Below are 23,352 nucleotides of genomic sequence, written 5' to 3'. Positions count from 1 at the left end.
TTTATTCTTCACGACTAAACAGTGCGTCAATAAACTCTTGAGTTTCAAATGGACGCAAGTCTTCGATACCTTCACCCACACCAATGTAACGAATTGGAATACCAAACTGATCGGCAATAGCGAAAATTACGCCGCCTTTCGCTGTACCATCCAGCTTAGTCAAGGTAATCCCGGTTAGAGGGGCAACATCACTGAAAAGTTTCGCTTGGCTGATGGCATTTTGCCCTGTACCTGCGTCTAGCGTCAGCATGATCTCGTGTGGTGCAGAGTCATCAATTTTCTTCATCACACGTACAATCTTACGCAGCTCTTCCATTAGGTTCGCTTTGTTCTGTAAACGACCCGCGGTATCGGCAATCACAACATCCACACCACGTGCTTTTGCCGCTTCAATCGCATCATAGATAACAGAAGCACTGTCTGCGCCAGTATGCTGGGCAATCACAGGAACGTTGTTACGTTCACCCCACACTTGTAGCTGCTCAACCGCTGCGGCACGGAAAGTATCGCCCGCTGCAAGCATCACTTTTTTGCCTTGAGTTTGGAACTGCTTGGCAAGCTTACCGATGGTCGTGGTTTTACCCACGCCATTTACACCCACCATTAAGATAACGTAAGGCGTTTTGTTGCTATCGATTTCTAGTGGCTGCTCGACTTTAGAAAGAATCTCAGCCATTTCTTCTTTCAACAAACCATAAAGGGCTTCGCCGTCTTTCAGATCGCCACGTGTGGCTTTTTCTGTCAGGTTGTTGATAATTTTTGTTGTGGTATTCATGCCCACATCAGCAATAAGCAGTTGCTCTTCTAGCTCTTCAAATAAGTCTTCATCGATTTTCTTACCGCTGAACAGACCGAAGAAGCCAGCGCCGATGTTTGCTTTTGTGCGGCTTAGGCTGCGTTTGAGGCGAGCAAAAAAGCTCTCTGTTGGCTTTTCTTGTTCTTGAACGCGAGGTGGAGCAGGCTCTTCTGCTTCTGCTTCTGCTTCTGCTTCTGCTTCTGCTGGGGCAGCCTCCGCTTTTTTCGATTCTTCTTCAAGTTCTGGCGTTGCTTCCGCTTGCTCAGCAGCCGCGTCGGTTTGCTGCTCTTCAGAAGGCGCTTCCACTGCTTCTTCTTTTACTGTTTCTTCAGTTTTTGGTTTTGGGCTTTGTTCTTCGTCACCAAAACCTAGCCACGAAAGTAATCCGCGCTTCTTTTTTTCCGTCATCTGGGGCTATCCTAGATTGTTCTTTTATCTATTAATGACTCTTTTTTGACAAGATTATTATCTGTCTAAAAAAGGCTAATGACAAAGTTGTGAAAACTTTCCGATTAGGTAATTCTAATCTTATTAGTGTTACACTCTGTCATCTTGAATATTCTGGGCTGTATCCAAGCTCCAAGCTCACGGCTTGGGCGATTAGATATAGTATCACTTTATTAGCGGTCAAAAAATCTATGGTAAGACGTCGCCAGCAAAACTCATCACAAAAAAAGCCAACAACGGGCTTTGTTCGCATTATTAGTGGCTTATGGAGAGGCAGAAAACTTCCTGTACACGATGCTGAAGGCTTACGCCCAACGACCGATCGCGTCAAAGAAACGCTATTTAACTGGCTGGCTCAAGATGTGCCGCAAGCAAAATGTCTCGACTTATTTGCCGGCTCCGGCGGTTTAGGCTTTGAGTCGGCTTCGCGCCAAGCAGAGCAAGTGACCATGGTCGAGCTGAACCCACAAGCTTTCCAACAGTTACAAAAGAATGTTGCCTCTCTTAACGCGAACAACATCCAAGTGGTAAATACCGACGCACTGAGCTTTTTAGAACAGCCGGGTACTGCTCACCATGTGGTGTTTATTGACCCACCGTTTCGTAAGGGACTATTAGATGAAACCGTGGCTCTGCTAGAACAAAATGGCTGGCTCGCGGAAGATGCGATGATTTATATTGAAACAGAAAAAGAACTCAATATTGCCGACTTACCAGAAAACTGGCAGTTACATCGAGAAAAAACAGCAGGCCAAGTGAGCTATCGTCTGTATGAACGTACCTCCGCATAACGCCTCGATTTAAAAGGATACTTAAATGAAAGCACTAATTATGCTGGCCAAAGCGGCTATCGCCTTTGTTTGGTTAGTATTAATCCTAAATATTTTTATGCCGTTTCCCGGTAATGCCGCGATTGCGCTGTACATCATGACCGCTTTTTTGTTCATCATGCACGGTTTACAAATGGCCATCTTCATTGGCGCATTTGGCGACAAAATTAAAATGAGCAGTTGGGAAAAATATTCCATCCTGATCTTTGGTATTTTTGCCCTGCTCGATATTCGTCGTAAACACATGATGTAATCGCCCAAATACTAAAAAGCCGCTCACAAGAGCGGCTTTTTTATTGCGTTTCTTCCATCACCCAAGATAGCTCTTAACACCATCCAAAAACATTTGAGTAGAGATCATCACCAGCAACAAGCCCATTAAACGCTCTACCGCTTTTAAGCCACGCTCGCCCAACAAACGATTAAAGAAGCCATAAAACATTAGAATAAAAAATGTTGCGCCCCACGCAATCACAACTGATGCGGACATTTCCAACATTTTTTCTGGATGCTGTGAAGAGAGCAAAAGCAATGCTGCAATCACTGAAGGGCCCGCGATCATAGGAATGGCCATCGGAACAATAAAGGGTTCCTCGCCTGCCGCCAGTCCAGTGATGCTGCCAGCACTCGGAAAGATCATCTTAATCGCGATAAGAGATACCCCTAAGAAAGCATAATATTTTTTATTGATTTTTCTCACTTTTTCTTCTCAAAAGGCTTTTAGAGCATTTACTTTACTCCCCAAGATTCATATGATACACCCAATAAATATAATATTTAATATTTTTAGGGTGCATAATTATGGACAGATTCACCGTTATTTGCAGAGATAGAAAAGTCTCGCTAGATGGATTACGAACAATTACATTGCGAGTGATCAGTTTGAACGGTGCGCTACTGGAAACCTTCCTGCACTATCAGATCAGCAGAAAGCACAGAGGGAAGACGTGGCATAGAGAAAATGCTCAAGCCATGGTTCTGCTCCTCAACTACTGGCAAACAACACAAGGAAAATTTGCCTCCCCTCGATTGATGTTTGAAGCATATTCAGATGCGGTTCGCTATGGAACGATATTAGCCGATGGCTCAGATCCAACGGGGCTACGTTGGCACCCACGTAGTGCAGCTCAAGCAAACAAGTTAATAAAACACATTACGGCATACTCGGATTGGCTGTTTAATGATACTGGTGAGGAATCAGCATTGTTGAACCCACTCCGTAAGGCAACGCCATATGAAAAAATGCTGAACCTAGCTGCCTATCACCACAGAAAGAACAACTCCTTTCTGAAACATACCTTTGATGACTCAAAAGCTAACAAACAAGCAGAGTATGTGCGGTCTGTCGGAAGGCACAAGGAGCCACAAACAACAGAAGCGACATACACGTTCCCTAAAGATAAAACGTGGGAGGTAATTGAGGAAGGCTTCACTATCCGTGGCTCTAAAACGGGCGATCCTGTTCATAAGCGCCTAGATTTGGCAAAAGTGCTGGCTTTTATGCTCATGCGCTTCTGTGGGCTCAGAATTTCCGAGTCTCTTAATGTATATGTGTGTGATATCTCCGTTGATCCTGTTTTGACCAACAGACAACTAGATAAGAAAATACCTTTAGTTAAAGTCCATCACCCAGAGAAAGGCTTTGCTCCCAACGAATGGCGTAAAAAATACAACAAGCCAACTGCGACCAGAGCTGAGTACTTAAAAGCTGAGTACGCAATACTGCCACGAGACGACAATAGCTCTCCAAAATGTCTATACACAGGTTGGAAAAACCCTGTCTTAATCAAAGATCAATTTTACATGGTTGCGTACTTCAACAATTCGCAAGCAGCTGAAATATTTATGATTTACTGGCAGCTGTATTTGAAATATCAAGCTCCTAGAAATCAATCTCACCCCTTTGCTTTTTCCAATCTCAAGAATGGAAAACCATTATCCTACAAAGCAATGCAAGACGGCCTTAAACGGGCTGTGGAAAAGGTTGGGCTAGTAAGTAGGAAGAGTGAAGGTACTACGCCTCATGGCCTCCGCCATCTGTTTAAGGCCGAGCTGGAAGACCTTGGTTTAAATCAGCTATCCATCATGACCATGATGCATCACAAGAGCATCAAGTCCCAAGATCCCTACGGTCACAAAACACATGAAGAGATTCAAGCAGCAATGATTGAGGCTGAAAGAAAAGCATGCGCCTCAACAGCAGAAAAAACCAAGTTACTAGAAATGAAACAAGAAGAACTATCGCCAAACAAAGCTAGGATTCTGGCACTCAAGGAATCAGCATGAGTAAAAAATACAAAACACTAGAAGAAGCCTCTGCCGCTACCATTGCCCTATTCAAGAAACATGGCATCGAAAAGCCTACTTCCGCCTTATACATAAAACATTACAAGGAAGACCCGAGGCTCCCAGCAAACCCAGATAAAAGCTATGACAACTTCATCTCATGGCATGAATACTTGGGCAAAGAAACGCCTGTGAAAAAATACAAAACACTGGAAGAAGCCTCTGCCGCTGCTATTGCCCTGCTTAAAGATCTGGGTAAAAAGCCTATGAGAGCCTCATATAAAGACTATTACAAACTAGATCCAAAACTCCCAGCAAACCCAAACAGATGCTACGAGAGCTTCACCTCATGGTCTGAATTCTTGGGCAGAGAAGCGCTTGTGGAAAAATACGAGACACTAGAAGAAGCCTCTGCCGCTACCATTACCCTATTCAAGAAACATGGCATCGAAAAGCCTACTTCCGCCTTATACATAAAACATTACAAGGAAGACCCGAGGCTTCCAATAACCCCTAATGTATATTATGACAACTTCTCATCATGGTCTGAGTTCCTTGGTAAAAAAATTTGTTACCCTACAGCAAAAGAAGCACTTACTCGTTTTAAGATGCTGATTGGTGACGCCGAACCAACAATACTTGCGTATGCTGCAATTTGCTCATTGGATAAAAAACTACCAGTAGATCCAGTTAAGAGCTATGGCTTACCGCATTGGTCGTCATTTTTATGTCAGCGATTTTATAATACATGGCAGGAGGCATCTCAGGCCGCTTGTAAAATTGTGCCTGTTCAGGAGCAGACAAAAACTGGCTATAGCAAGCATTACAAACAAGACCCAGAACTTCATTCAAATCCTGATAAACATTACCCAGATTTCCCGTGCTGGGATGTGTTCTTTGGCAGAGAGGTTGTAGAAAAATACACTCTAGTGGAAGCCAGAACGTTCTGCCGTGAACGAGAACTGTGGACGCGTACCGAATACAACCAAAACTACAAGAGCAACAAACGCCTACCGTCAAACCCATCATCTCACTATGGCTTTGATTCATACAAAGATTTTCTTAACTTGCAGTATTGGTCACTGGAAGAAGTGAAGCAATATTGCCAAGAAAAACGAATTTCCAAAATTAGGGAGTACAAAGAACACGCACATCTGCATCCGAAGCTAAAAGTTAATCCAAATCAGATTGAGGGCTATAAAAATTCGAAAGACATCCTGTGGGAGCCAGCGACATTCCAGCCTCTTTTAGATCTTGGCATGACTACATGGGCAGAACTTGCCGAAGATTATTGCAGTTCGCTTAAACACAATGTTGGCACAACCCAAGCTCGGATTGGGCACTACCTATTACACTGCATGCCATTTATCTCTAAAGTTGGTGCCGTGGATATGGTAGCGCCATTTTTTGAGCGTAGGCATGAAGCACCCTCTATTGAAAGCTACATAAACTCGCTACCTAAAAGCCAACGAAATAACGCTGGAAAAAACATAATTGTTAGCTTTTTGAAGTATGTCTTCGATAAATCATTCTATATCGAAGATGAAGAGACTGGTGAGCGAACCCCTGTCGGCGGCTTTGGTCTGTACCATATCCCTTACTTGAACGTGGATATCGACACTGACACCGATAACAAAACGGGAACTAACAAGCCAGACTTGCCTTATGAATACGTTGTTAAAGCTCGTGAACATCTGATACCTGAATTTGTAGAGGAGAATGGCAAACAAGTCCGTTGTGAATACTTTAGTCAGCTGAGTGTAGCTCAAGAACTTAATAGCGCCGACTGGTATGAAGTTGATGAATCCATCATCGACAAGGATGACCCAAATTGCGTTTGGCGTGTACGCACAAAATTCAAAAAGGTTGATGGCAAGCGACACTGCAAGATGACAGTTTATGAAATGTGGTCACCAGTGCGTGCTGTGGCGCTTTACTGCTTGCTTAGCCTGCCCACTCGCGGCCAGCAAATTCTTTGGCTCGACTCTGGAGAAGCCGATGACTTCAAGCTCGTCAATAAAGGTTTCAAATCAATCAATCTGGATGAGAAAATTCAGCTTGTACCTGATTTTGAGTGGGTCAAAAACGATAATCCACTTGTTGGTATGCAAAAAAAGCCAAACCTAGGTGTATTGCATAAGATGGGTGACGAAATTGGTATGTTCACCAACACGAACAAAACGGGCAAACCATTTGTTTCGTCATACATTCCAACCCGCATCATCCCTTGGATTATCCGCTTAAGAGACTGGCAATCTAAATACAACCCTTTGAAAGAACCAACACGTTGGATGGATGTTAATTTTTCTAAGAAGCAAAGGCCATCCGACGCTGTGTTAGCCCGACGAGGCACTCAGTGTTTCCTATTCCGTAACCCAACGAACAGCAACCGCTCAGTAGATACAGCAAGTTATCTACCCTGTAGTCAGAGTATCTTCGCTAATGCATTAGCTAAAGTCCTATACGAGATTCAGGATGAATCGTTTCCACTGGCGGAGAAAGTTGGCTCTCTGTACAATTCAAAATACACACCTCACTGTATGCGAGTAACCTTGATTACTGCGCTAGTGCTGTATGGGGATGTGCCTCTGCACGTTTTGATGAAGGTAGTTGGTCATGCACAAATCATCATGACCATGCATTACACGAAAGTTACGCACGCAGACATCGTTTATAAGGTTGGCGCGGGTGAGAAAAAGGCATTGGAACGGTCACAAGACCGTAAAAATGCCCTGCTTATGGAAGACAAAATCCATAATCACAAGGCCGAATTGCTAATCCCAGACGACTCAGCTCTGCACGACCCTGACTGGCCGAAAGCGTCTATTCAGTTTTTCGATTATGGACTCTGTCCATACGGTGGAAGTCGCTGTCATGATGGTGGCGAAGAGCGAGAAGAAACCAAAAAAAACGCCAACCTCACTTACTTTAACCCCGTTCCCGCTGGATACTTAGGGCGTCAAAACTGCTTCCGATGCAGGCATTTTGTCACTGGTGCAGCTTACATTGGTGGTCTGGTCGCCAAAGGGAACGAAATCGCTGAGGCAAGACAGCACGTATTAAACAAGACGCTGGATATTAACGATCAAATCGAAAGACTGGATGAGCAGGTCTACGACTTTGAAATAAGCGGGAAAGAAGCGCCTGCCGATATCAAAATGGAATACAAGCGACTCAACAATCTGCTTGAACAAGAGCAAACTCGTTGTGACATGCTGTCCTGTGACTTCTTGTCAGCATTCCAATTAACCGATAGTGCTATCGAGCTACTGAACAAACCTGTGTCCAATGGCGAGAAAGTACCGATGCTTATGAACAGTAATAAGCTGTCGATTAGTGTTGATGAAGTTTCACACCACCAAGCTCTTGCTGAGGTGTGTGAAAACGCAGAAATCTTCATGTCTGCTAATGCCGATAGTGCCCTTCCTCGCCGCAGCCAAATGATGGACAAAATGCTAGAAGCAAATGGCATTGCCCCTCAATTCTTCAAGCTCAATGAGAAACAGCAGCTAGCGCTCGGTAACCACCTGACACAGACCATGCTAGCCCGACTAGGTGGATGGGGTGAGCTTAATAATGTCCTTGATGGTAAACGCCCCCTAGATGTCCTAGGCCACACCAGTAACACAGACTTAACCCCGCTATCAGAAGACGTTAAAGCCCTACTAGAAAACGCTAATAAAATAGAGGATCGTTCTCATGAATACGCCTAATAACCAAATCAAAATCGCTTATGAGGCGATCTGCGAACAAGCCAAGTCCAACAAGGCTCGAAAGAGCCTTGGGATTATTAATGATATTTGTCTGGAGCAATTGCAATCAGGTGAGATTAATTTCTCTGTAGCAAATATCGGGGCATACTCTGAGACGAAAGGCGGCCCCAGCACACAGGCTATCCGCAATACGTCTGGGCAACTATATCGCGACTTGATTAACGTCTATGCCGAATCTGTAGCAAAGTCAGTCTCTCCGGCTATTCGAAACAAAGAACACGACTGGGTTAATGGCATCGAAAACCCGACTATACAGTGGTTAGTTCGTGATTTGATAGCTGCGAAGACAGCACTGACAGCAGAGGTTAACCAGCTAAAAAGCGACTTACACAACGCGGAAGTGCCAATTCAGGTGATCAGTAAAAACGCCCTGAACCCTGAGTTGGATGCTCTGCCTAGCAAGGCCAGCTATACAGATAGTGAGATTAATGCTCTCAAGTCAGCTATCGACCCCAACCATCTAAGGCGTAAAGGACTGAGTATCGGTGAGCGCGGTGAAATTATCGGTTCAGACGGCAAACCTGTATTTAAACCGGGATTTGTAAAAGCGATTGAAAAGACATTGGATGTTAATGGGACTGAATAATGGCTAATGGGCAAGAGATAGCGAAGGAAAACATCGAAAAGTTCGAGAGTTGGCGTGCGTCTCTGACTGATGATGATTATCGTGAAATGGAATATCGCGGCAACCTTAAACGAAGTGCAATAGCCAAAGGATGTGGTTTTGCCAAATCCGTATTGCAGCAAAACCCAGCAGTAAAAAAGCTGCTTGGCGAACTTGAGTCAGATCTGCGCGTCCGTGGTGTGCTTCCATCGCTAAATGAGAAAAAGTCTAGCTCTGACAATGAACCACAGGAGTTAGACCAAGCGCAGATTAAGCGCGACAAACAAGGGGTTCACACACGTCGTCTAGAGCAACGAGTCGTCGAACTGGAGGCCGAAAACGCAGAGTTAAAGCGTAAGTTAGAGCGTTTTGATGCTTTGAGCTCAGCATTGGCGGATGTCGGGAGGCTGCCACGATGAAAATCAGCCGCTTCAATATTCGTATAACTTCGGTCTGGAATACTAAGGATGAAATCATCACTTTCTGTGGTGTGCCGCTAAAAGGCTCCAAACGAGCCTCTGCAAAGAAAGTCATTGTAGTTAAGGCCAACATCAAGTTGCTCCCTATGTTGCCCGTCAGAGGCCAGCACTGGCGCATATCGGGCTCAAAAACAGAAGGACAGGTGCAACGTGGTGGTTTTATTCAAACTCAAGTAGATGTTCAGGCAACTCGACTGAGGGTAACCATGCCAGAAACTGGCGATAACTTTGTCGAATTTGTAGCTTCGGACAAGGAGTTTGTTGGTGTTGGCGATGTGTACGCAAGGAAACTCTGGGATAAGTTCCAAACTGGTATCTACAAAATCCTCGAATCTGGTGATGTAGAAATGCTGGAAATGGTACTGACCACAAAAACCGCCCAAACGATGGTCGAGGCATGGAAAAAGTACTCCAACCTGAAGCATCTCCACTGGTTTGCTGAACATGCCGTACCACCTAGCATTAGCTCTAACATTATGAAGTATCACGATGAAAGAGCCATTGAGCTGGTAAAAGCAAACCCATATATCCTCCAGTCATTCGGTATGGATTTTAGTGCTGTTGATGAGATGGCGAAAAGCCATTTTAAGATAGCAGAAAGCGACTCCCGCAGGCTGGTTGCGGCAGTTGAGGAGTCACTCTATAGGTTCACCAAGAAGGGTCATACGGTTGCTAGCCACAGTGATCTAAAAACCATCTTAAATCGAGTCCTAGACTGTTCTGAACTGGCTAAACAGGCGATGATGACATCACATGAGAACGGCGACTTTATTCTCGACGACGACGGCAATTACCACCCAACATCTGCATTGGTAATGGAAAAGGTTGTAGCTCATCGCTTCCTACATCTAGCAGGTCAGAATGACACATGGGATGGTCGGTTTGATGAGGCGCTTGCACATGGTATGGAAAACCTAGCATTTCCATTGTTAGAGCGGCAGGTTGATGCGGTTTGTTCGAGTCTTTTGAATCCTATTTCAGTGCTCACGGGAGGGGCTGGGACGGGCAAAACCACAGTCCTCCGAGTTATCCTCCGAGCCTATCAAAAACTCGGCTACAAGATTTATCCGATGGCACTCGCAGGCCGTGCAGCTAAGCGCATTAAGGAAGGCACAGGTTTCCACGCTAGCACCATTGCTGGATTCCTGAAAAATGTTGAGATATCGGATGATGAGCAGGCCATTATCGTTATCGATGAAGCGTCCATGGTTGACCTACACACCATGTATCGACTGGTAATGGCTTTGCATTGTAACGTTCGAATATTGCTAGTTGGCGACCCAGCACAGCTGTCACCAATCGGCTATGGCCTTATCCTGCATGATGTTGTTAAGACCTCATCCATTGCCGGAACAGAACTGAATATCGTTAAGCGTCAGAAGGGTTCAACGGGCATCCCTGAGTTCACCCTAGCGGTTCGGAATGGGCAAGTTCCCACATTCACCAGCCCCAATATCAGGTTCCATTTTGCCCAGCCTGAATCGTTGAACCAAAAAATCACAGAACTATATGCTCAAGATCCAAGTAACACTCAGATTGTAGGTGCTACATACAGCGCAAACTATGGCGGCATCAATACTCTGAACAATCTATGTCAGGAACAATGTAACCCGACAGGTGAGCGATTAGAGTTCGATTTGTTTGGTGACCGGATGTATCTAAACATCAGAGTAAACGACCCAATCATTTTCACCGAAAACGAATGGGATAACGATATTCAAAACGGCACCATGGGGCGCTTAGTTAGCACTGGCGAAGAATCTCAGTTCGGTATGGTTGAGCTGGATGATGGGCGTACAGTGGAACTGACAGAATCGCTAATCAACATCGTACAGCCAGCCTATGCTGTGAGCCTACACAAAGCTCAGGGTAGCCAGTTCCCGAGGGTGATCGTGGCACTAACTGGTTCAAGAATGATTGACCGCTCATGGATTTATACAGCCCTGACCCGAGCAGAAACGCACATTGACATTGTTGGCACCCCACAGCAGTTCGAGGATGCAATTCGACGGACTAGCGCAGCAGAACAGCGTAAAACAACATTACATCGATTGTTGGCGGCATAACATCGCGCAGCGATATAAGGGCGGAAAAGCGGTTCAAGAGGCCACCAAACCTAGACCCCGCCCGAAACCCTACATAGTTCATGGGGCAAAGTTACATGCGCAGCAATGCGCCCCCTGCCAAGCCCCTACCGACACACAACGCACACAATGTAAAAAGTTGGCTATATAGCCAAAAAACGACGTCATTACCCTGCTACAATAGCCTTGTCATTGGATATTGCAGCACATCGCAAGGTGAGTGAATCTTAATAACTGGGGAGTTGCAGCTCCCCAGTTCTACCAAGAAGCTCAAACAGGAAGGTGATGCTGATGAAAAGGTCAGATTATCAAGTATCATTAATCAAATCCTTTGAGCCAATTACCTTGACTTAAGGAGATACTATTGAGAATTCTGTACATTGACCTACATGCGCTCCTGTATTCAATTGACTACTTGAACAAACACGAGGATGTGTTTGATTCGTTTAAGTCGCAAAAACAATTTTGCTCCACAGACACTTTACTGGGAAATGTTGAGCCAGACAGAGCAGGCGCTCAAAAGCTGGCGCAGGCCGCACATGAAGCAAATCTACTTCTATATCCGACAGGTACTTCTTACACTAGAGAGTTGCTAATAAAGCACAGAGTTTTCTTCGATTGGCAACTAGCACCATTTGTAGACTTGTCTTTGAAAATGCGACTTGATGACAGCGATCCAGTTCGGCGTATGTTTGCTCATGCTAGTGCTTTGGATGCGCAGTGGTACGTCTGTGGTGATATAGCGTCTGATGAACGTTTCAAGTCATTTCCGAATCGCTATCTAGTAAGTAAGTTTGATGAAGGTATCAGTGATGCTCTGATATCACAGATAATTGCTACTAAGGCTTGTTGACACACGTTTCGAGATGAGCAAAAAGAGACTGCCGAATGCTGGGAGTCGCCAAACTCCCAGCTCAGCCCAACTGATGCGGCAACATCTTTGGGATTAGTGACACGGTTATTGTAGCCACTTAATATTAGGTATGTTTCTCTTAACTCTCAAGTACTTCTTCTTTACCTTCTTTCGAAGTAACAATTTTTGCCACCGCTACAAGTCGACGTGTTACAGCTGAAATGTATAACCAGCCCTCTGTTTTATGTTCACATACGCCATTCATCAACTAAGTGAGTAGCGCCCATAAAAAAGCTCTGTTGTACTTACATATTGCTGGCTTACTGATGCTATGAAGGTGTAGATCGTTTTGGCTTTAAAACGTGTCCGAGGGCATGGATAGTCGAACCAAACCTCTTCACTAAGCTAACGGATGTTAGGCTAACGTTCGTTAGCTTAGTAACTTCATGTAACTCAAAAGTGCCCCATTCTTCGTTAGAGCAGATACTCCACACTGGTAGCTGACTCTCCTTTTCCCGTACTTTTGCTAATGGCATAACGTCTGGTTGAGTGATCTGTAGGTGACGGGGTTACGCAGAGGCGACGAGCTAATGGTGTGGTGGTGTGACCGTTTGGTAGTAACTATCACGATGCTAGGGAAATGGCTCAAATGCTTGGCAAGCGTGGTGTTGTATTGAAGACAATGAACAAAGAGTTAGTGATTAAATACATAGGTAAGGCTACTGAGGACATGCTTGTTGGTGGGCAGTTGACGTTACTAGCGCGCGTTGCTAGTGCTCAAGCTGGTCGTGATAAGAAAAGTTTCAAGATCGCTGAAAAGCTAGGTTGTGGGGTGTTAGTTAGTGCAGCGTGTAAAGAAGACGGTGGGATAATGCTAGGGACTCCATTCCCTACAGGTTGTGGATTAGTCCAAGTTATTGTCTTTGCTTGGGTCTGGGTTTGATACTGGAGTTTTAACACCTTTGATTTCTCTTACGTGGTACTTGGAATATTCACCACTCTCAATCTTCTTAACGAACTGACTTCTAGTCATGCTTTCGCCAGTGTAATTGTCACGAAACTTGGTATTTCTTCCGCTACTAGATTCTTGAGTAGTAGTTACACGCTTTCTTCCCATAATGTCACCTCTGGGTTGTTAATGTGATTTGCAAAATGCCTGTACATTCTACCAGCATTTAAGCGTGTTGTGTAATTTTTGCTCAATAAGATAGGGAGGCTTAATCACCTCCCTTTTTATATTTGGGGCTTATGGCTTCTTGTATTTTGCCAGTAACTCATTCTTACGGGTTTCAATCTCTCTCATGATGATTGACTGGACGTCATGAATAACAGATGGTGGTGCGCCTTTGAGCTTTAGATTGACAAAGTTGATGCACAACTCTGGGTTAATCAACTTCCTTTTGTTGTAGTCACTAAACTCGTAAGAGACCCTGCATTCACCCGAATAGGATTTATGGTCAATAGTGTAAGTGGCGACTACCTTAGTCGCTTTAATGTAAGGGTGAATGTGCTTCCACTTCACCGTAATAATCTTTTCTAAATCACCTGATACACGGAGTCTGTTGATGTCCTTCTCAAGAAGGTTGGTATCCTGTTTGAGGTGTTTTGTGTCCAAATCCTTATCTGGGGTGAAGCTGAAATCATCAATCTTCGTGTGGTAGAAGTCGTAGCCAGTGTGCTGAGAAGCAAGAGAGTTCAAGAAATTAATCCTGTTCTCGTTAGTAAAGTCATCGAAGAGAACTCGACCGCCTTGCTTTGGCTCGTCAATCACACCATCTTCAATAAGGGACTTTTCTACGATAGAGATGACTTTATCCGCTACTTCTTTAGTTTCAGGTGATGAGTGATTCAATTTAACACTCATGCTTATGGCTTTGTTGTCATCTGAGCTTTTCTTGATTTCAACCGAACCCTTGAAGAACTTCTCTGATTCATACCAATCATCAAGGATGTCCTTACGGCAGACCTCGAAATCAAGTATAAGGGAGTTAGAACTTGTTCCGTCTAGGGATGTGAAGTCATTAAAGTCGGAAATCTGATAATTTACGTAATCATTGGATTGAAGGTCATCGGTATCCATTAGCCCACTTACCAAATCAAGAAGGTCACTATCTTGCTTAACCTCATAGCTACGAAAGTTGACCTTATCTAGCTTCTCTTTGGTCTTGATACCGTTTAGTAACTCGTATGATTCTGCTGGACTAAGTAGTGACTTAATCAAGTTTGGCACAGTGTTGACCTTCTCAGAGGATGAACAGAATACACCACGTTCTCGCAGAATGTCATTGATTGTCGGAGCGGTACACTTGGTTTGGCTAACTAAGCCTTTCAGGTTCTCACCCCACGGTATGAAATTGGTGTCAGCCATTAACTTCACTCCTAAAGTTCTTGTTGTAGCTTCCAACGAATAGCTCGATTTCTGCTTCTGACTCAGAGGACATTTTGACCTCATCACGGATAGGGTCATGCTCTAGTGCGTTGTAGTTTTGGAAATAGATTTCATAATGGTTGGCAAACTCAGCACACAACTTACGTGCAAGTTTGTAGACCAGCACTAGAGATTCTTGTGTGAATGCAAAATCACATAGCATTACGAACTTCTTGCCTGAATCGGTTGATACAGATAGAGGAATGATTGGTGATGTGATGTACTCGACAGGCATTATCGGCGAGTGGTTTGTCTGGTTATCTGCTGCTACATTTAGTGATGTCGTTAAACAGAAGAACTCATAGGACGAGTATTTATTATTGATGAAATTCAGTGATTCATACAGGAAGTCCGCTCTTGCATTGTCAATCACATGGATGGTATTGAACTTCAAATCACCACCAATTCGACGCTTGGCTATGTCCTGCTTGATGTCGTCTTTTGTCCCACTGTTATCATTATTGATGTAAAATAGAACACCTACATCGTCCTTGCGAGAGCTGCCTTTGAACCCCTTGGTTAAATCTCTTTTAAGACGAGACTTGCCATAGCATTCCACGGTATGGGCTATGTCCCTGAAATGTGAACCAAAAGTTGTACTAACCTTATCATAAGGTTTAGACGAGTATTTTGTTGAAACCACTACACTTACGAGTGATTGCTTCTGCAATGGTGAATTATAGATAAAAAGCGAGTCAATCCCGTGGGTCTTTTTATTATGAGCAGGAGTGCAACAAGGTAACTCCTTGTTTTTGCACATGTTTTTCCACCTGAATAAGGTAAGGAAGTCATTGACAATCCCTTCGCCTACTTCACCAACATACTTTGAAAACTCACCCATAACATTACGCATCTTTGAACAATAGTCACATTATTCTATTTTATTTCAATGTATTAGACTATTGACCTGAGTTAATTATGTGATGGTAATTCGTAAGGTTGTTGCGGATAGAGAGAAAGAAGAAAATAAGCCCTTTTACCCTCTACCAACCAGAATGATCTGCACCAGCAAGTTTGGACACGTCGTTAAGCGACATTTTGATTTTCAAAATTAGATAGAGCTTAGTTCAGTGGATGAGTGAATTTGGCCATCAGATTAGAGTATTTTCAATACCGCTGTTAATCCGTTAAATGCTAAATTAGCAAAGCCTCCATCAAGGTATTGTCCTGAGGTGTGCTTGATCCGATCACGGCAAACACACCTTTGCCTCGTTATGAGATAGAGGGCTCATCTATAGTGTTTTTATCTAGTTGCCGCTCTAAGATGTTTCGTATTTTTGAAAGTTCTGCGTACCCCACGTCACCGCAAAAACCGCTCATCTCTGTTTTTATTAGATGCAATAATATTTGCACTTGCTCATCTGTCAGTTCCAGTTCCATTTTTGACTCCTTGCAGTACCAATAGCGTTGCTCATCATTCTAACAATCCTCGTTTTCGGATAACAACGAATGAAATGCTCTAACCGAGCTCAGGTTTGTCCAGATACGTTTTACTATCAATGATGTAGTCCATGTGCGATCTTTCCTATGTTCACGAAAAGCGCAACACCCCCTCAACGAAATATGGACTAACTGAGATTAGCATTCACTATCACTTGATGATCGGGATTTGCATTAAACCAGATCGGGATTTGCATTAAACCAGATCGGGATTTGCATTAAAGTAGCTCCCAGATCAGGATTTGCATTAAACCAGATCAGGATTTGCATTAGCAGTCGAACTTAGTGAGTGGAATGAAATTTATATATCAAACGCGCAAATGTCTACTCTTGAGTTAGTGGCAGCCTTATCAACCACTTAGAACCTACGTTCGCGAAAAATACTCTAAAGATCAATCTCTACAACGATATGTCCAAAAACGTGTCACGCCACCCGTTCATCTACCCCCTATGGTTCTAGTAAATGGTACTTTTCATGGCGTTGTTACCAACAATACGTAACTATAACAGAGCCATAAAAGCCCAGAACCTAACAAATATCCGCACATTTAGATCAATACAAAATTAACCTAAAGCAGGTAAAAGTGACCATCTTGATGGTGTATAGTGGCGACTTTCTCGACCCTGTTAATTTGAGTGCTGTTCTATGGATACAATTTCCGCTGCTGTCATGCTTTTTTTGATTATGGACCCAATGGGAAATCTACCTGTTTTCTCATCGATTCTTCGTCATATTGAGAAGAAAAGGCGTCGTATTGTTCTTGCTAGAGAACTATTTATTGCACTCGCAATTATGTTGTTGTTTTTGTATGCCGGAGAGTCAATCCTGAACTTTCTGTCACTACAACGTGAAGCTATCTCTATTGCTGGTTCGATCATTCTGTTCTTAATATCGCTTAAGATGATATTTCCGTCTCATGACACAAACAGTCACACTGCGGCAGGTGATGAACCATTTATTGTGCCGCTTGCTATCCCTATGCTTGCTGGCCCATCTTTACTAGCTACCCTGATTTTATTTGCGCATCAAGACACAAGCCGAATGCTGGACTGGACAATAGCGGTAGTTTTAGCGTGGGGAGCCTCAGCCGTTATTTTAATGTTTGGTGAAGTGTTCGATCGGTTAGTCGGAGAACGAGGCCTGAAGGCCGTAGAACGATTGATGGGAATGTTGCTATTGATGATTGCGGTACAGATGTTCTTGAATGGTATCCATAGCTATTTAGATCATATTAGAGCGATTACGCCATAAGGGGTTCGGAGAAACTGTTTTTCTGGTGAGCAGAAATATTATGACAAAATGTTATGTATAACATTTTTGATTTACCCACCAATCCCTTTGTATTTCTGCTCACCCACTCACTCACTCGGTAGATTATTATAGTTTTAGGGGTAGCTCCAATAATGAAGAGAATAATGCCACCTGAAATGCTGAGCGTTTCTGGCTGGACATGCAAAAAACTTAAGATGCTTTGTCCTGCAAACAGAAACAACATCAAGATCAGTAAGGCAAACAGTAGTTCACGAATCAATACCTTACGGCGACGCTTAGGATCGATGTGCTTGAGAATAGACAACACAATCGGCAAATTACCGAGAGGGTCCATGATTAGAAACAGCATGGTCGCTGCAGAAAGAATGTCCATATTCTGGCCTCACCTAAAAAATGGCGGCCAGTGTATAGCAAACTGACAACGTGAGTATATGGCTGAGGGCGAAAACAGCATATTCACCCTCGCATCATAGCCGCCGCTTAGTGATTGCAGACACGCGCCATATTGACCACAAACTTACCTTCAAGCTCACGGATTTTGTCGCGCTTGAGCAAAAATGCTAGCAATGTATCTAAGTCTAGATCATTCAGTTTACAGGTGTGAAAGCGAACGGTGTTGCCAAAGTGCTGTGCCAGCGCTTCGCGATCCATTGGCGTTTCTCGAAGTAGGTTTAGCAGCTCGTGGGCATGGATTTCACTCATTATTTACTCCAGTCATCAAGAACAATACGTCCAGTTTACTGAAATCTTCGGGAGCTGCTTTGACTTAAATTAGTAAATGATGGAGGCAACAATGAGGGCGTGGGCAAAGAAGTAGCTACCACTTACCCACAAATAGGCGTGTTTCATCGGTTTTCGGTAACCGTGTATCGCATACGCCAACGCCGAATAGATCAAAACTAGGGTTCCGCTGAAACCGATAGCATTGGCATAGCTCGGGGCCTGCAACCAAACTTCACCCGCCGCCCAAGCAAGCTGAACCAACATCATCCCCATGATCACAACAGGAAACACCAGAGAGTCGAGTTGAGGTAGCAACAAAAAGAACGCCACGATACTCGCTGCGAGCAGTAGGGCCAACAGCCACCAGACAATCTCACCATTAAGCTGCACCCAAAATGACTTGCTATAGCACACCTGAGCAAGTAAGTACGCAGCAAAGTAAATTAGCTTGCGAGTTTTAAACGAGTGCAGCGTATCTGCCACCATAGACACAATAAGCCCACCCGCAATCCAGTAGGTATATGTTGCGGATGCGCCTTGAGTTAACACCAACACAAGAAGAAGTAGCAGAGTAAAGATTTTAAACACGAGGGATTGTGTCGGGTTAGCTTGTTTTGCTCCCAACACGGAATACACACCTGATAGCCCTATCGCCAGCCAACTCCACATGCCGTATACACCTTTTACTTAAACTCGCCGCTAGTCTAGGTAGACCAGTTTTGATGTAAAGACACAATCTGCGAAAGTTGGATCTCGCTAGCGATTCGAAACATTTTGTAACCCTCAGTCTGCACAACAATTAAGTCGATAAGCCTTAGTGACGGCCATAAATATGGGACAGAGCCCTATCCCATGAGCCAAGTTCATCAAATCACACGGCACAATAACCCGCGCTTAGTCAGGCCATTTAACTAAAAAGCAGCCCAATGGCCTTGGTAACCCATCACGTCAAAAACTGATGACTAAACCATCAGACTGTATACATCACAGGCAACAAGAATAAATAACAGACACAAAACAGAAAATCGTCTTGGTAGCGAGCTAAGATAGTAGAAACCACCGATGAACAGATTAGAACAACATGAAAAATCAATCTTAACTCAATAACAAAAACATCAAATAGCGAACGTAAGCTAATGATAAATAAAGCCACACTCTCAATAACCATCGAAAACACCGACTTCATAAACCATCAAATCACTAAACACTTTTTAAGCCCATATTTTCTCATTAGATAAGAAAATTCCCCTTCCACACCGCAACTCAATGATGCACCTCCATAGCACATCTTTTTATTTTCTCAATTTTTGAGAAACACAGACAAAATAGGCAATCAACATACCAACCGAAACAAAAAACAATTTCCAAGCCAACAACAAACCAATATTTACACTTTAAAATCATACACTTAAATCAAACACGAACAACAATCACACAATACGAGCATTTTAAATACAACACAAAAAACACAGTTTCATTAGTCAAAAACACGTAAAAAAAGACAAGTTAAGTGTATTTTTTGAAAAGATTATCGAGCATATGTTGATCAAACCCCAAAAACAGTGCTATATTAAATTCATCGAGTTCATCAAAGATTAAGGGGTAGTGTTATGATTTCATCTTCTCAAAAACAAGGGCTGGTAATGATTGCAGTGGTTGTGGGTTTAATGACACTGCCAATGATGTACTAACCTACTGATTAAAAATAAAAAAGGACGCAAATGCGTCCTTTTTTATTTATCTGTGCTTTTCTACTGTATGTGTTTGGACAAGATATCCCAATGCATGTAGTAGAAACCAAGAGCGGCGAGCGTAATCAACGTCATTAGCAAAATTGCTGCACGCCAAATAAAACGAGAGCTTCTTGGCGTTAGCTCTTTTTCACAAGCGTCACATGCCGCCATAAAGCCTTTCCGATCATCCAGCTTATAATCGTCTTCGTGAACCACTTTATTACGCACAGTAGCGATAAAACGAAGCTTCGCTATCACGTCATGTGGTAAACGTTCTTCACAACTATTAATAAGTTGGTGTAACCCTTTCCCTTCTGCATGGTACTGAGTACGCAAAAGTTTTTCGATCGTTCGGGTACGCATGACTACTTTTTCAATATCTGACATCGTAACCCTCCTTACCAGACCCTTCCCGTGTTCGTTATTTTTATTCTTCTATAAATTTAGAGCTTTTTCGAGCCGTTAAGTGCAATTTTACTTTCAATTTGTGCCCTTGAGCGCATATAGCCAGACAAGTGAAAGCTGCTTAGTTCAGCTTTAGTGACGTAGCTTGCAGATGAAGCAACGATTTCATCGCGCGCCCATTGAGGTAAACCGTGAAGTGCGCCGAATAAAATTCATGTCCCTTTCATTAGATTATGAATAAGTTATCTCAACTCATCGTTTCATCAGTGAGTTCTGTAGAATAGAGCTCAATGAAACATCGGAGGTTAACATGCCAATCTCACTTATTGTCGCCCTGTTCGCCCTTATTGCTTTGGGCGCATGGGTATTTTTTCGTTTCTATAGCAAGCACTATGTGGGCGAAGACGCTCCAGAACAAAGTGCACAGGTAACTATTTTAGATAAGCAAGCTATCGACGTCCCAGATGCACCACCAGGCCAAGACGACCAAGAATATTGGATTTATGTCCAACGCGGTTCTATTGGCCCTAAACGAGAGTTCCAAATTGGAGTGCACTACTACCATGCACTCAACCCTGGAGATAAAGGAACGCTAACCTATCGTGGTAACAAATTCCTTCACTTCGCCATCAAACGTTAAGGCAGTAACCAACGAGTCTTGGCAGAGCGAGAAAAGAGATAGCTCATCGCCAAGGCTCCAGCTCCACTGATAATGATCCAGACTGGAATCACCCATGCGGGATGTCCGGTGTACCAACCAAACGCTTTCATCGGCCATAAGAAAATTGGGTGAAGTAAGTAAATCCCCAAGCTGTGCTGACTGATCACACTCACCACTTTTTGTACTTTTGGTGACAAGCCTTCCCCAAAGTAACGACCGATCATGAAAATCATCGAAGCCGCTAGAATGACATTCAGTGTTTTGTAAGAAAGCCAGCGTCCAACCGTGTACTTCTCCGCCTCTAAACTGTTCGTCACGACCATAGTAAATGTCACAGCCAACGCGACGAGGCCAAACCCTGTAAATAAGGCCACCATAGAGCGGTTCAAAGGCACTTTTTGAAATAGAACATAACCCAGAGGAAGGTAACCCATGTAGAGCCACATTTGGTTGCTCCACGGACCATCAATCTTGAACAAAAACAGCGTGCTGGTGAAAAGCCAAAATGCGAGATAGGTATACAACACATTGTCATCAACGTTGCGTACCATCCATTGGAACAACGGAATCACAAAATACAGCGGTATAAAGTAATAGAAAAAACCGAGGTGGTAATACGTTGCGTGAAATGGGCTATTGCTTAACACCTCTTTTACGGTTTCAAAGTCAAACCCTTGAGCCGTCCAGCCAGAGAGGTATGCATAAAACATCGACCAAATAAGAAATGGGACTAAGACTTTGCCTAAACGCCTTTTGATATAATACTTACCGTCAAATGGTCGAGTGTCACTGAGCATCAACGCTCCGGTGATCAGAATGAAAACTGGCACCGCCCAGCGGGTAACGCTATTAACGCCTACCGCCGTCAACCACTGGTCAAACGGAATCACTCCTAACTCATTTCGATAAGGGGCCAAGACGTGAATGGCGATCACTGCCACCGCAGCAAAGCAGCGCAATAAATCAAAAAACAGAACCCTTTCTCTCATACCTTTCCCTACTTTGAGTCGCTTATCGTTTATAGCATAGGGTAAATCTCAGCCAGTGAAATGGTTAACAATCTGTTTTTGCTTATTTTTAACGCAACAATGACCTACAACGGGGATTTCATCGCCACTCTAATCAATTAACGAGAACCAAACATCAGCATTCACCCTCGATGCCAAACCCACACAGTTTGATTACATCAAACGGCGCATAAGAAACAAAAATGGCTCCAAGTTGGAGCCATTTTGTACGATCTACAGATAAAAACACCGGGCAAAATTTACGCTGTGGCAACGTTAGCTTTTGGCAACTTAATCGAAATCAACGTCGTCAGCGCCAAGAAAGCAAAGGAGACCCATAAGCACGCCGCAAGACCAGCCTCTTGGTAGATCCAACCCGATAATACCGTGCCAATCAAACGTCCCATCGCATTGGCCATGTAATAGAAGCCAACATCCAGAGACACACCATCGCCTTTGGCATAGCTCACAATCAGATACGAGTGAAGTGAAGAGTTAATGGCAAACACAGCACCAAAAATCATTAACCCCACAACAATTACCAACTCAGGCTGCCAGCCGATTTGCACACCATAAGCAATACCGCCCGTAATTAACGCAAGAGTTCCTGCCCATACTAATGCTGCACTACCATCAGGCACGCGACCTTGCGCTTTGCCAGTAATACGCGGCGCAAAGCCTTGCACAAACCCATAAGCAATGACCCATGCGGCTAAAAAGCCACCGACCCACAAGTGATCCCAGCCAAACACACTGCCGAGATAAATAGGCAGAGCGACCACAAACCAAACATCACGCGCCCCAAACAAGAACATACGTGCCGCAGATAAAATATTTATAGATTCAGATTTGGAGAAAATTTGGCGAAACTTAGGCTTGCTCTTTGCTTTACCCATGTCAGCTTCTAGCCAGATCATGCTGCAAACAAACACCAATGCCAGCACACTCGCCATAATAAACATCGAGTTTTGGAAACCCACCCAAGACAACAACAAGCCACCGACAAAGAAACCCGCTCCTTTGAGCGCGTTCTTCGAGCCCGTCAAAATCGCCACCCATTTGTAAAGCGCGCCTTGCTGCTCGTCTGGCACTAGCGTTTTAATCGCACTCTTGGCACTCATCTTGTTGAGGTCTTTGGCAATCCCCGACAAAGCTTGTGCCGCCATCACCCAAGGAATCGTCAGCCATGCGTTGGGTACTGCCAGCATCAACAACGCAAACACTTGCATCGCTAAACCAATGTTCATGGTTTTGTTCAAGCCTAACCTTGCGCCCAACCAACCACCAATCAAATTGGTCACCACACCAAAAAATTCATAGAAAAGGAACAGTGAGGCAATAGCTAACGTGGAATAACCCAAGTCGTGAAAATAGAGCACTACCAGCATACGCAGCGCTCCGTCGGTCACGGTAAAGTTCCAATAGTTAAACGTCACTAACATGTACTGACGAATACTTTTGCTCAATTGAGAAATCATATTGACCTCTTATGTACAGCGATAGAAGCATTTAGATCATCATGTGCCAAAT

21 protein-coding genes and 2 pseudogenes are annotated in these 23,352 nt (G+C 43.8%); 11 read left to right on the top strand and 12 right to left on the bottom strand.

The annotated features are described in order from the left end of the window. Position 1: 1 nt before the first annotated feature. On the bottom strand, positions 2–1,204 hold the full coding sequence (gene ftsY, locus ACZ5ZC_RS17810) for a signal recognition particle-docking protein FtsY (RefSeq protein ID WP_464932167.1): 1,203 nt from the start codon (positions 1,202–1,204) through the stop codon (positions 2–4). Between the two features lie 230 nt (positions 1,205–1,434). Here ftsY and rsmD point away from each other — a divergent pair, with 230 nt between their 5' ends. Together rsmD and ACZ5ZC_RS17800 are read left to right on the top strand one after the other, a co-directional pair. Further along, positions 1,435–2,034, top strand: coding sequence for a 16S rRNA (guanine(966)-N(2))-methyltransferase RsmD (rsmD, locus tag ACZ5ZC_RS17805; protein ID WP_054868128.1), 600 nt, complete (start codon positions 1,435–1,437; stop codon positions 2,032–2,034). A gap of 25 nt (positions 2,035–2,059) precedes the next feature. Next, positions 2,060–2,326: a DUF1145 domain-containing protein gene (locus ACZ5ZC_RS17800; protein WP_005378704.1), complete on the top strand. Its 267-nt coding sequence runs from the start codon at positions 2,060–2,062 to the stop codon at positions 2,324–2,326. Positions 2,327–2,383: 57 nt separating this feature from the next. Here ACZ5ZC_RS17800 and ACZ5ZC_RS17795 read toward each other — a convergent pair. Beyond that, positions 2,384–2,728: pseudogene (locus ACZ5ZC_RS17795) on the bottom strand (MarC family protein); the annotation flags it as partial. 146 nt (positions 2,729–2,874) lie between these two features. Here ACZ5ZC_RS17795 and gmtY point away from each other — a divergent pair. From gmtY to ACZ5ZC_RS17760, 7 genes are all read left to right on the top strand, one after another. After that, entirely contained in the window at positions 2,875–4,359 is a 1,485-nt protein-coding gene (gmtY, locus tag ACZ5ZC_RS17790) for a gamma-mobile-trio recombinase GmtY (protein ID WP_182101339.1), read from the top strand. After that, on the top strand, positions 4,356–8,072 hold the full coding sequence (locus tag ACZ5ZC_RS17785; protein ID WP_464932166.1) for a VPA1269 family protein: 3,717 nt from the start codon (positions 4,356–4,358) through the stop codon (positions 8,070–8,072). The genes gmtY and ACZ5ZC_RS17785 overlap by 4 nt, the downstream gene beginning before the upstream one ends. Next, complete coding sequence (gene gmtX, locus ACZ5ZC_RS17780) at positions 8,059–8,718, top strand: gamma-mobile-trio protein GmtX (protein ID WP_182101337.1); 660 nt, start codon at positions 8,059–8,061, stop codon at positions 8,716–8,718. Before ACZ5ZC_RS17785 ends, gmtX begins: the two co-directional genes overlap by 14 nt. Continuing rightward, on the top strand, positions 8,718–9,155 hold the full coding sequence (locus ACZ5ZC_RS17775) for a VPA1267 family protein (protein ID WP_025558745.1): 438 nt from the start codon (positions 8,718–8,720) through the stop codon (positions 9,153–9,155). The genes gmtX and ACZ5ZC_RS17775 overlap by 1 nt, the downstream gene beginning before the upstream one ends. Continuing rightward, positions 9,152–11,281, top strand: coding sequence for an AAA family ATPase (locus ACZ5ZC_RS17770; RefSeq protein ID WP_182101336.1), 2,130 nt, complete (start codon positions 9,152–9,154; stop codon positions 11,279–11,281). The genes ACZ5ZC_RS17775 and ACZ5ZC_RS17770 overlap by 4 nt, the downstream gene beginning before the upstream one ends. 382 nt (positions 11,282–11,663) lie before the next feature. Further along, entirely contained in the window at positions 11,664–12,152 is a 489-nt protein-coding gene (locus ACZ5ZC_RS17765) for a hypothetical protein (protein ID WP_054868116.1), read from the top strand. 640 nt (positions 12,153–12,792) lie between these two features. Next, the gene (locus ACZ5ZC_RS17760; RefSeq protein WP_054868115.1) at positions 12,793–13,095 is read left to right on the top strand and encodes a hypothetical protein; all 303 of its coding nucleotides are present in this window, start codon (positions 12,793–12,795) and stop codon (positions 13,093–13,095) included. Here ACZ5ZC_RS17760 and ACZ5ZC_RS17755 read toward each other — a convergent pair. The 4 genes from ACZ5ZC_RS17755 to ACZ5ZC_RS17740 form a co-directional block, all read right to left on the bottom strand. Beyond that, a complete protein-coding gene (locus tag ACZ5ZC_RS17755; RefSeq protein WP_053321081.1) occupies positions 13,057–13,269 on the bottom strand; it encodes a DUF3892 domain-containing protein in 213 nt (70 codons plus the stop codon). The two genes, ACZ5ZC_RS17760 and ACZ5ZC_RS17755, sit on opposite strands and share 39 nt — an antisense overlap. A gap of 129 nt (positions 13,270–13,398) precedes the next feature. Beyond that, entirely contained in the window at positions 13,399–14,520 is a 1,122-nt protein-coding gene (gene gapS4b, locus ACZ5ZC_RS17750) for a GapS4b family protein (RefSeq protein ID WP_182101335.1), read from the bottom strand. Further along, positions 14,513–15,421 carry a GapS4a family protein gene (gene gapS4a / locus ACZ5ZC_RS17745; RefSeq protein ID WP_182101334.1) on the bottom strand — a complete coding sequence of 303 codons (909 nt, stop codon included), beginning with the start codon at positions 15,419–15,421 and terminating at the stop codon, positions 14,513–14,515. The genes gapS4b and gapS4a overlap by 8 nt, the downstream gene beginning before the upstream one ends. A gap of 371 nt (positions 15,422–15,792) precedes the next feature. Further along, a complete protein-coding gene (locus tag ACZ5ZC_RS17740; RefSeq protein WP_154218569.1) occupies positions 15,793–15,960 on the bottom strand; it encodes a hypothetical protein in 168 nt (55 codons plus the stop codon). A gap of 706 nt (positions 15,961–16,666) precedes the next feature. Here ACZ5ZC_RS17740 and ACZ5ZC_RS17735 point away from each other — a divergent pair. Then, positions 16,667–17,272 carry a YhgN family NAAT transporter gene (locus tag ACZ5ZC_RS17735; protein WP_025558739.1) on the top strand — a complete coding sequence of 202 codons (606 nt, stop codon included), beginning with the start codon at positions 16,667–16,669 and terminating at the stop codon, positions 17,270–17,272. Positions 17,273–17,420: 148 nt separating this feature from the next. On the opposite strand, the pseudogene ACZ5ZC_RS17730 reads toward ACZ5ZC_RS17735, so the two are convergent. From ACZ5ZC_RS17730 to ACZ5ZC_RS17715, 4 genes and pseudogenes are all read right to left on the bottom strand, one after another. Next, a pseudogene (locus tag ACZ5ZC_RS17730) lies at positions 17,421–17,666 on the bottom strand (MarC family protein); the annotation flags it as partial. A 107-nt stretch (positions 17,667–17,773) separates the two neighbouring features. After that, positions 17,774–17,995 carry a YecH family metal-binding protein gene (locus ACZ5ZC_RS17725; RefSeq protein ID WP_053807604.1) on the bottom strand — a complete coding sequence of 74 codons (222 nt, stop codon included), beginning with the start codon at positions 17,993–17,995 and terminating at the stop codon, positions 17,774–17,776. Between the two features lie 69 nt (positions 17,996–18,064). Continuing rightward, positions 18,065–18,685, bottom strand: coding sequence for a lysoplasmalogenase (locus ACZ5ZC_RS17720; protein ID WP_005393811.1), 621 nt, complete (start codon positions 18,683–18,685; stop codon positions 18,065–18,067). Positions 18,686–19,767: 1,082 nt separating this feature from the next. After that, positions 19,768–20,136, bottom strand: coding sequence for a hypothetical protein (locus ACZ5ZC_RS17715; RefSeq protein ID WP_005393815.1), 369 nt, complete (start codon positions 20,134–20,136; stop codon positions 19,768–19,770). Between the two features lie 328 nt (positions 20,137–20,464). Between ACZ5ZC_RS17715 and ACZ5ZC_RS17710 the strand changes: the two genes are divergently transcribed. Continuing rightward, positions 20,465–20,794, top strand: coding sequence for a DUF2500 domain-containing protein (locus tag ACZ5ZC_RS17710; protein WP_012841295.1), 330 nt, complete (start codon positions 20,465–20,467; stop codon positions 20,792–20,794). Here the strand turns inward: ACZ5ZC_RS17710 and ACZ5ZC_RS17705 are convergent. Beyond that, positions 20,791–21,804: an acyltransferase gene (locus ACZ5ZC_RS17705; protein ID WP_203343726.1), complete on the bottom strand. Its 1,014-nt coding sequence runs from the start codon at positions 21,802–21,804 to the stop codon at positions 20,791–20,793. The two genes, ACZ5ZC_RS17710 and ACZ5ZC_RS17705, sit on opposite strands and share 4 nt — an antisense overlap. A 278-nt stretch (positions 21,805–22,082) precedes the next feature. Continuing rightward, positions 22,083–23,300, bottom strand: coding sequence for an organoarsenical effux MFS transporter ArsJ (gene arsJ, locus ACZ5ZC_RS17700; RefSeq protein WP_114324082.1), 1,218 nt, complete (start codon positions 23,298–23,300; stop codon positions 22,083–22,085). Positions 23,301–23,352 lie beyond the last annotated feature (52 nt).

Source organism: Vibrio sp. JCM 18905 (genome assembly GCF_055393305.1).
Note: the sequence above shows the minus strand (reverse complement) of the source record. Positions and strands in the feature narration are given on the sequence as shown.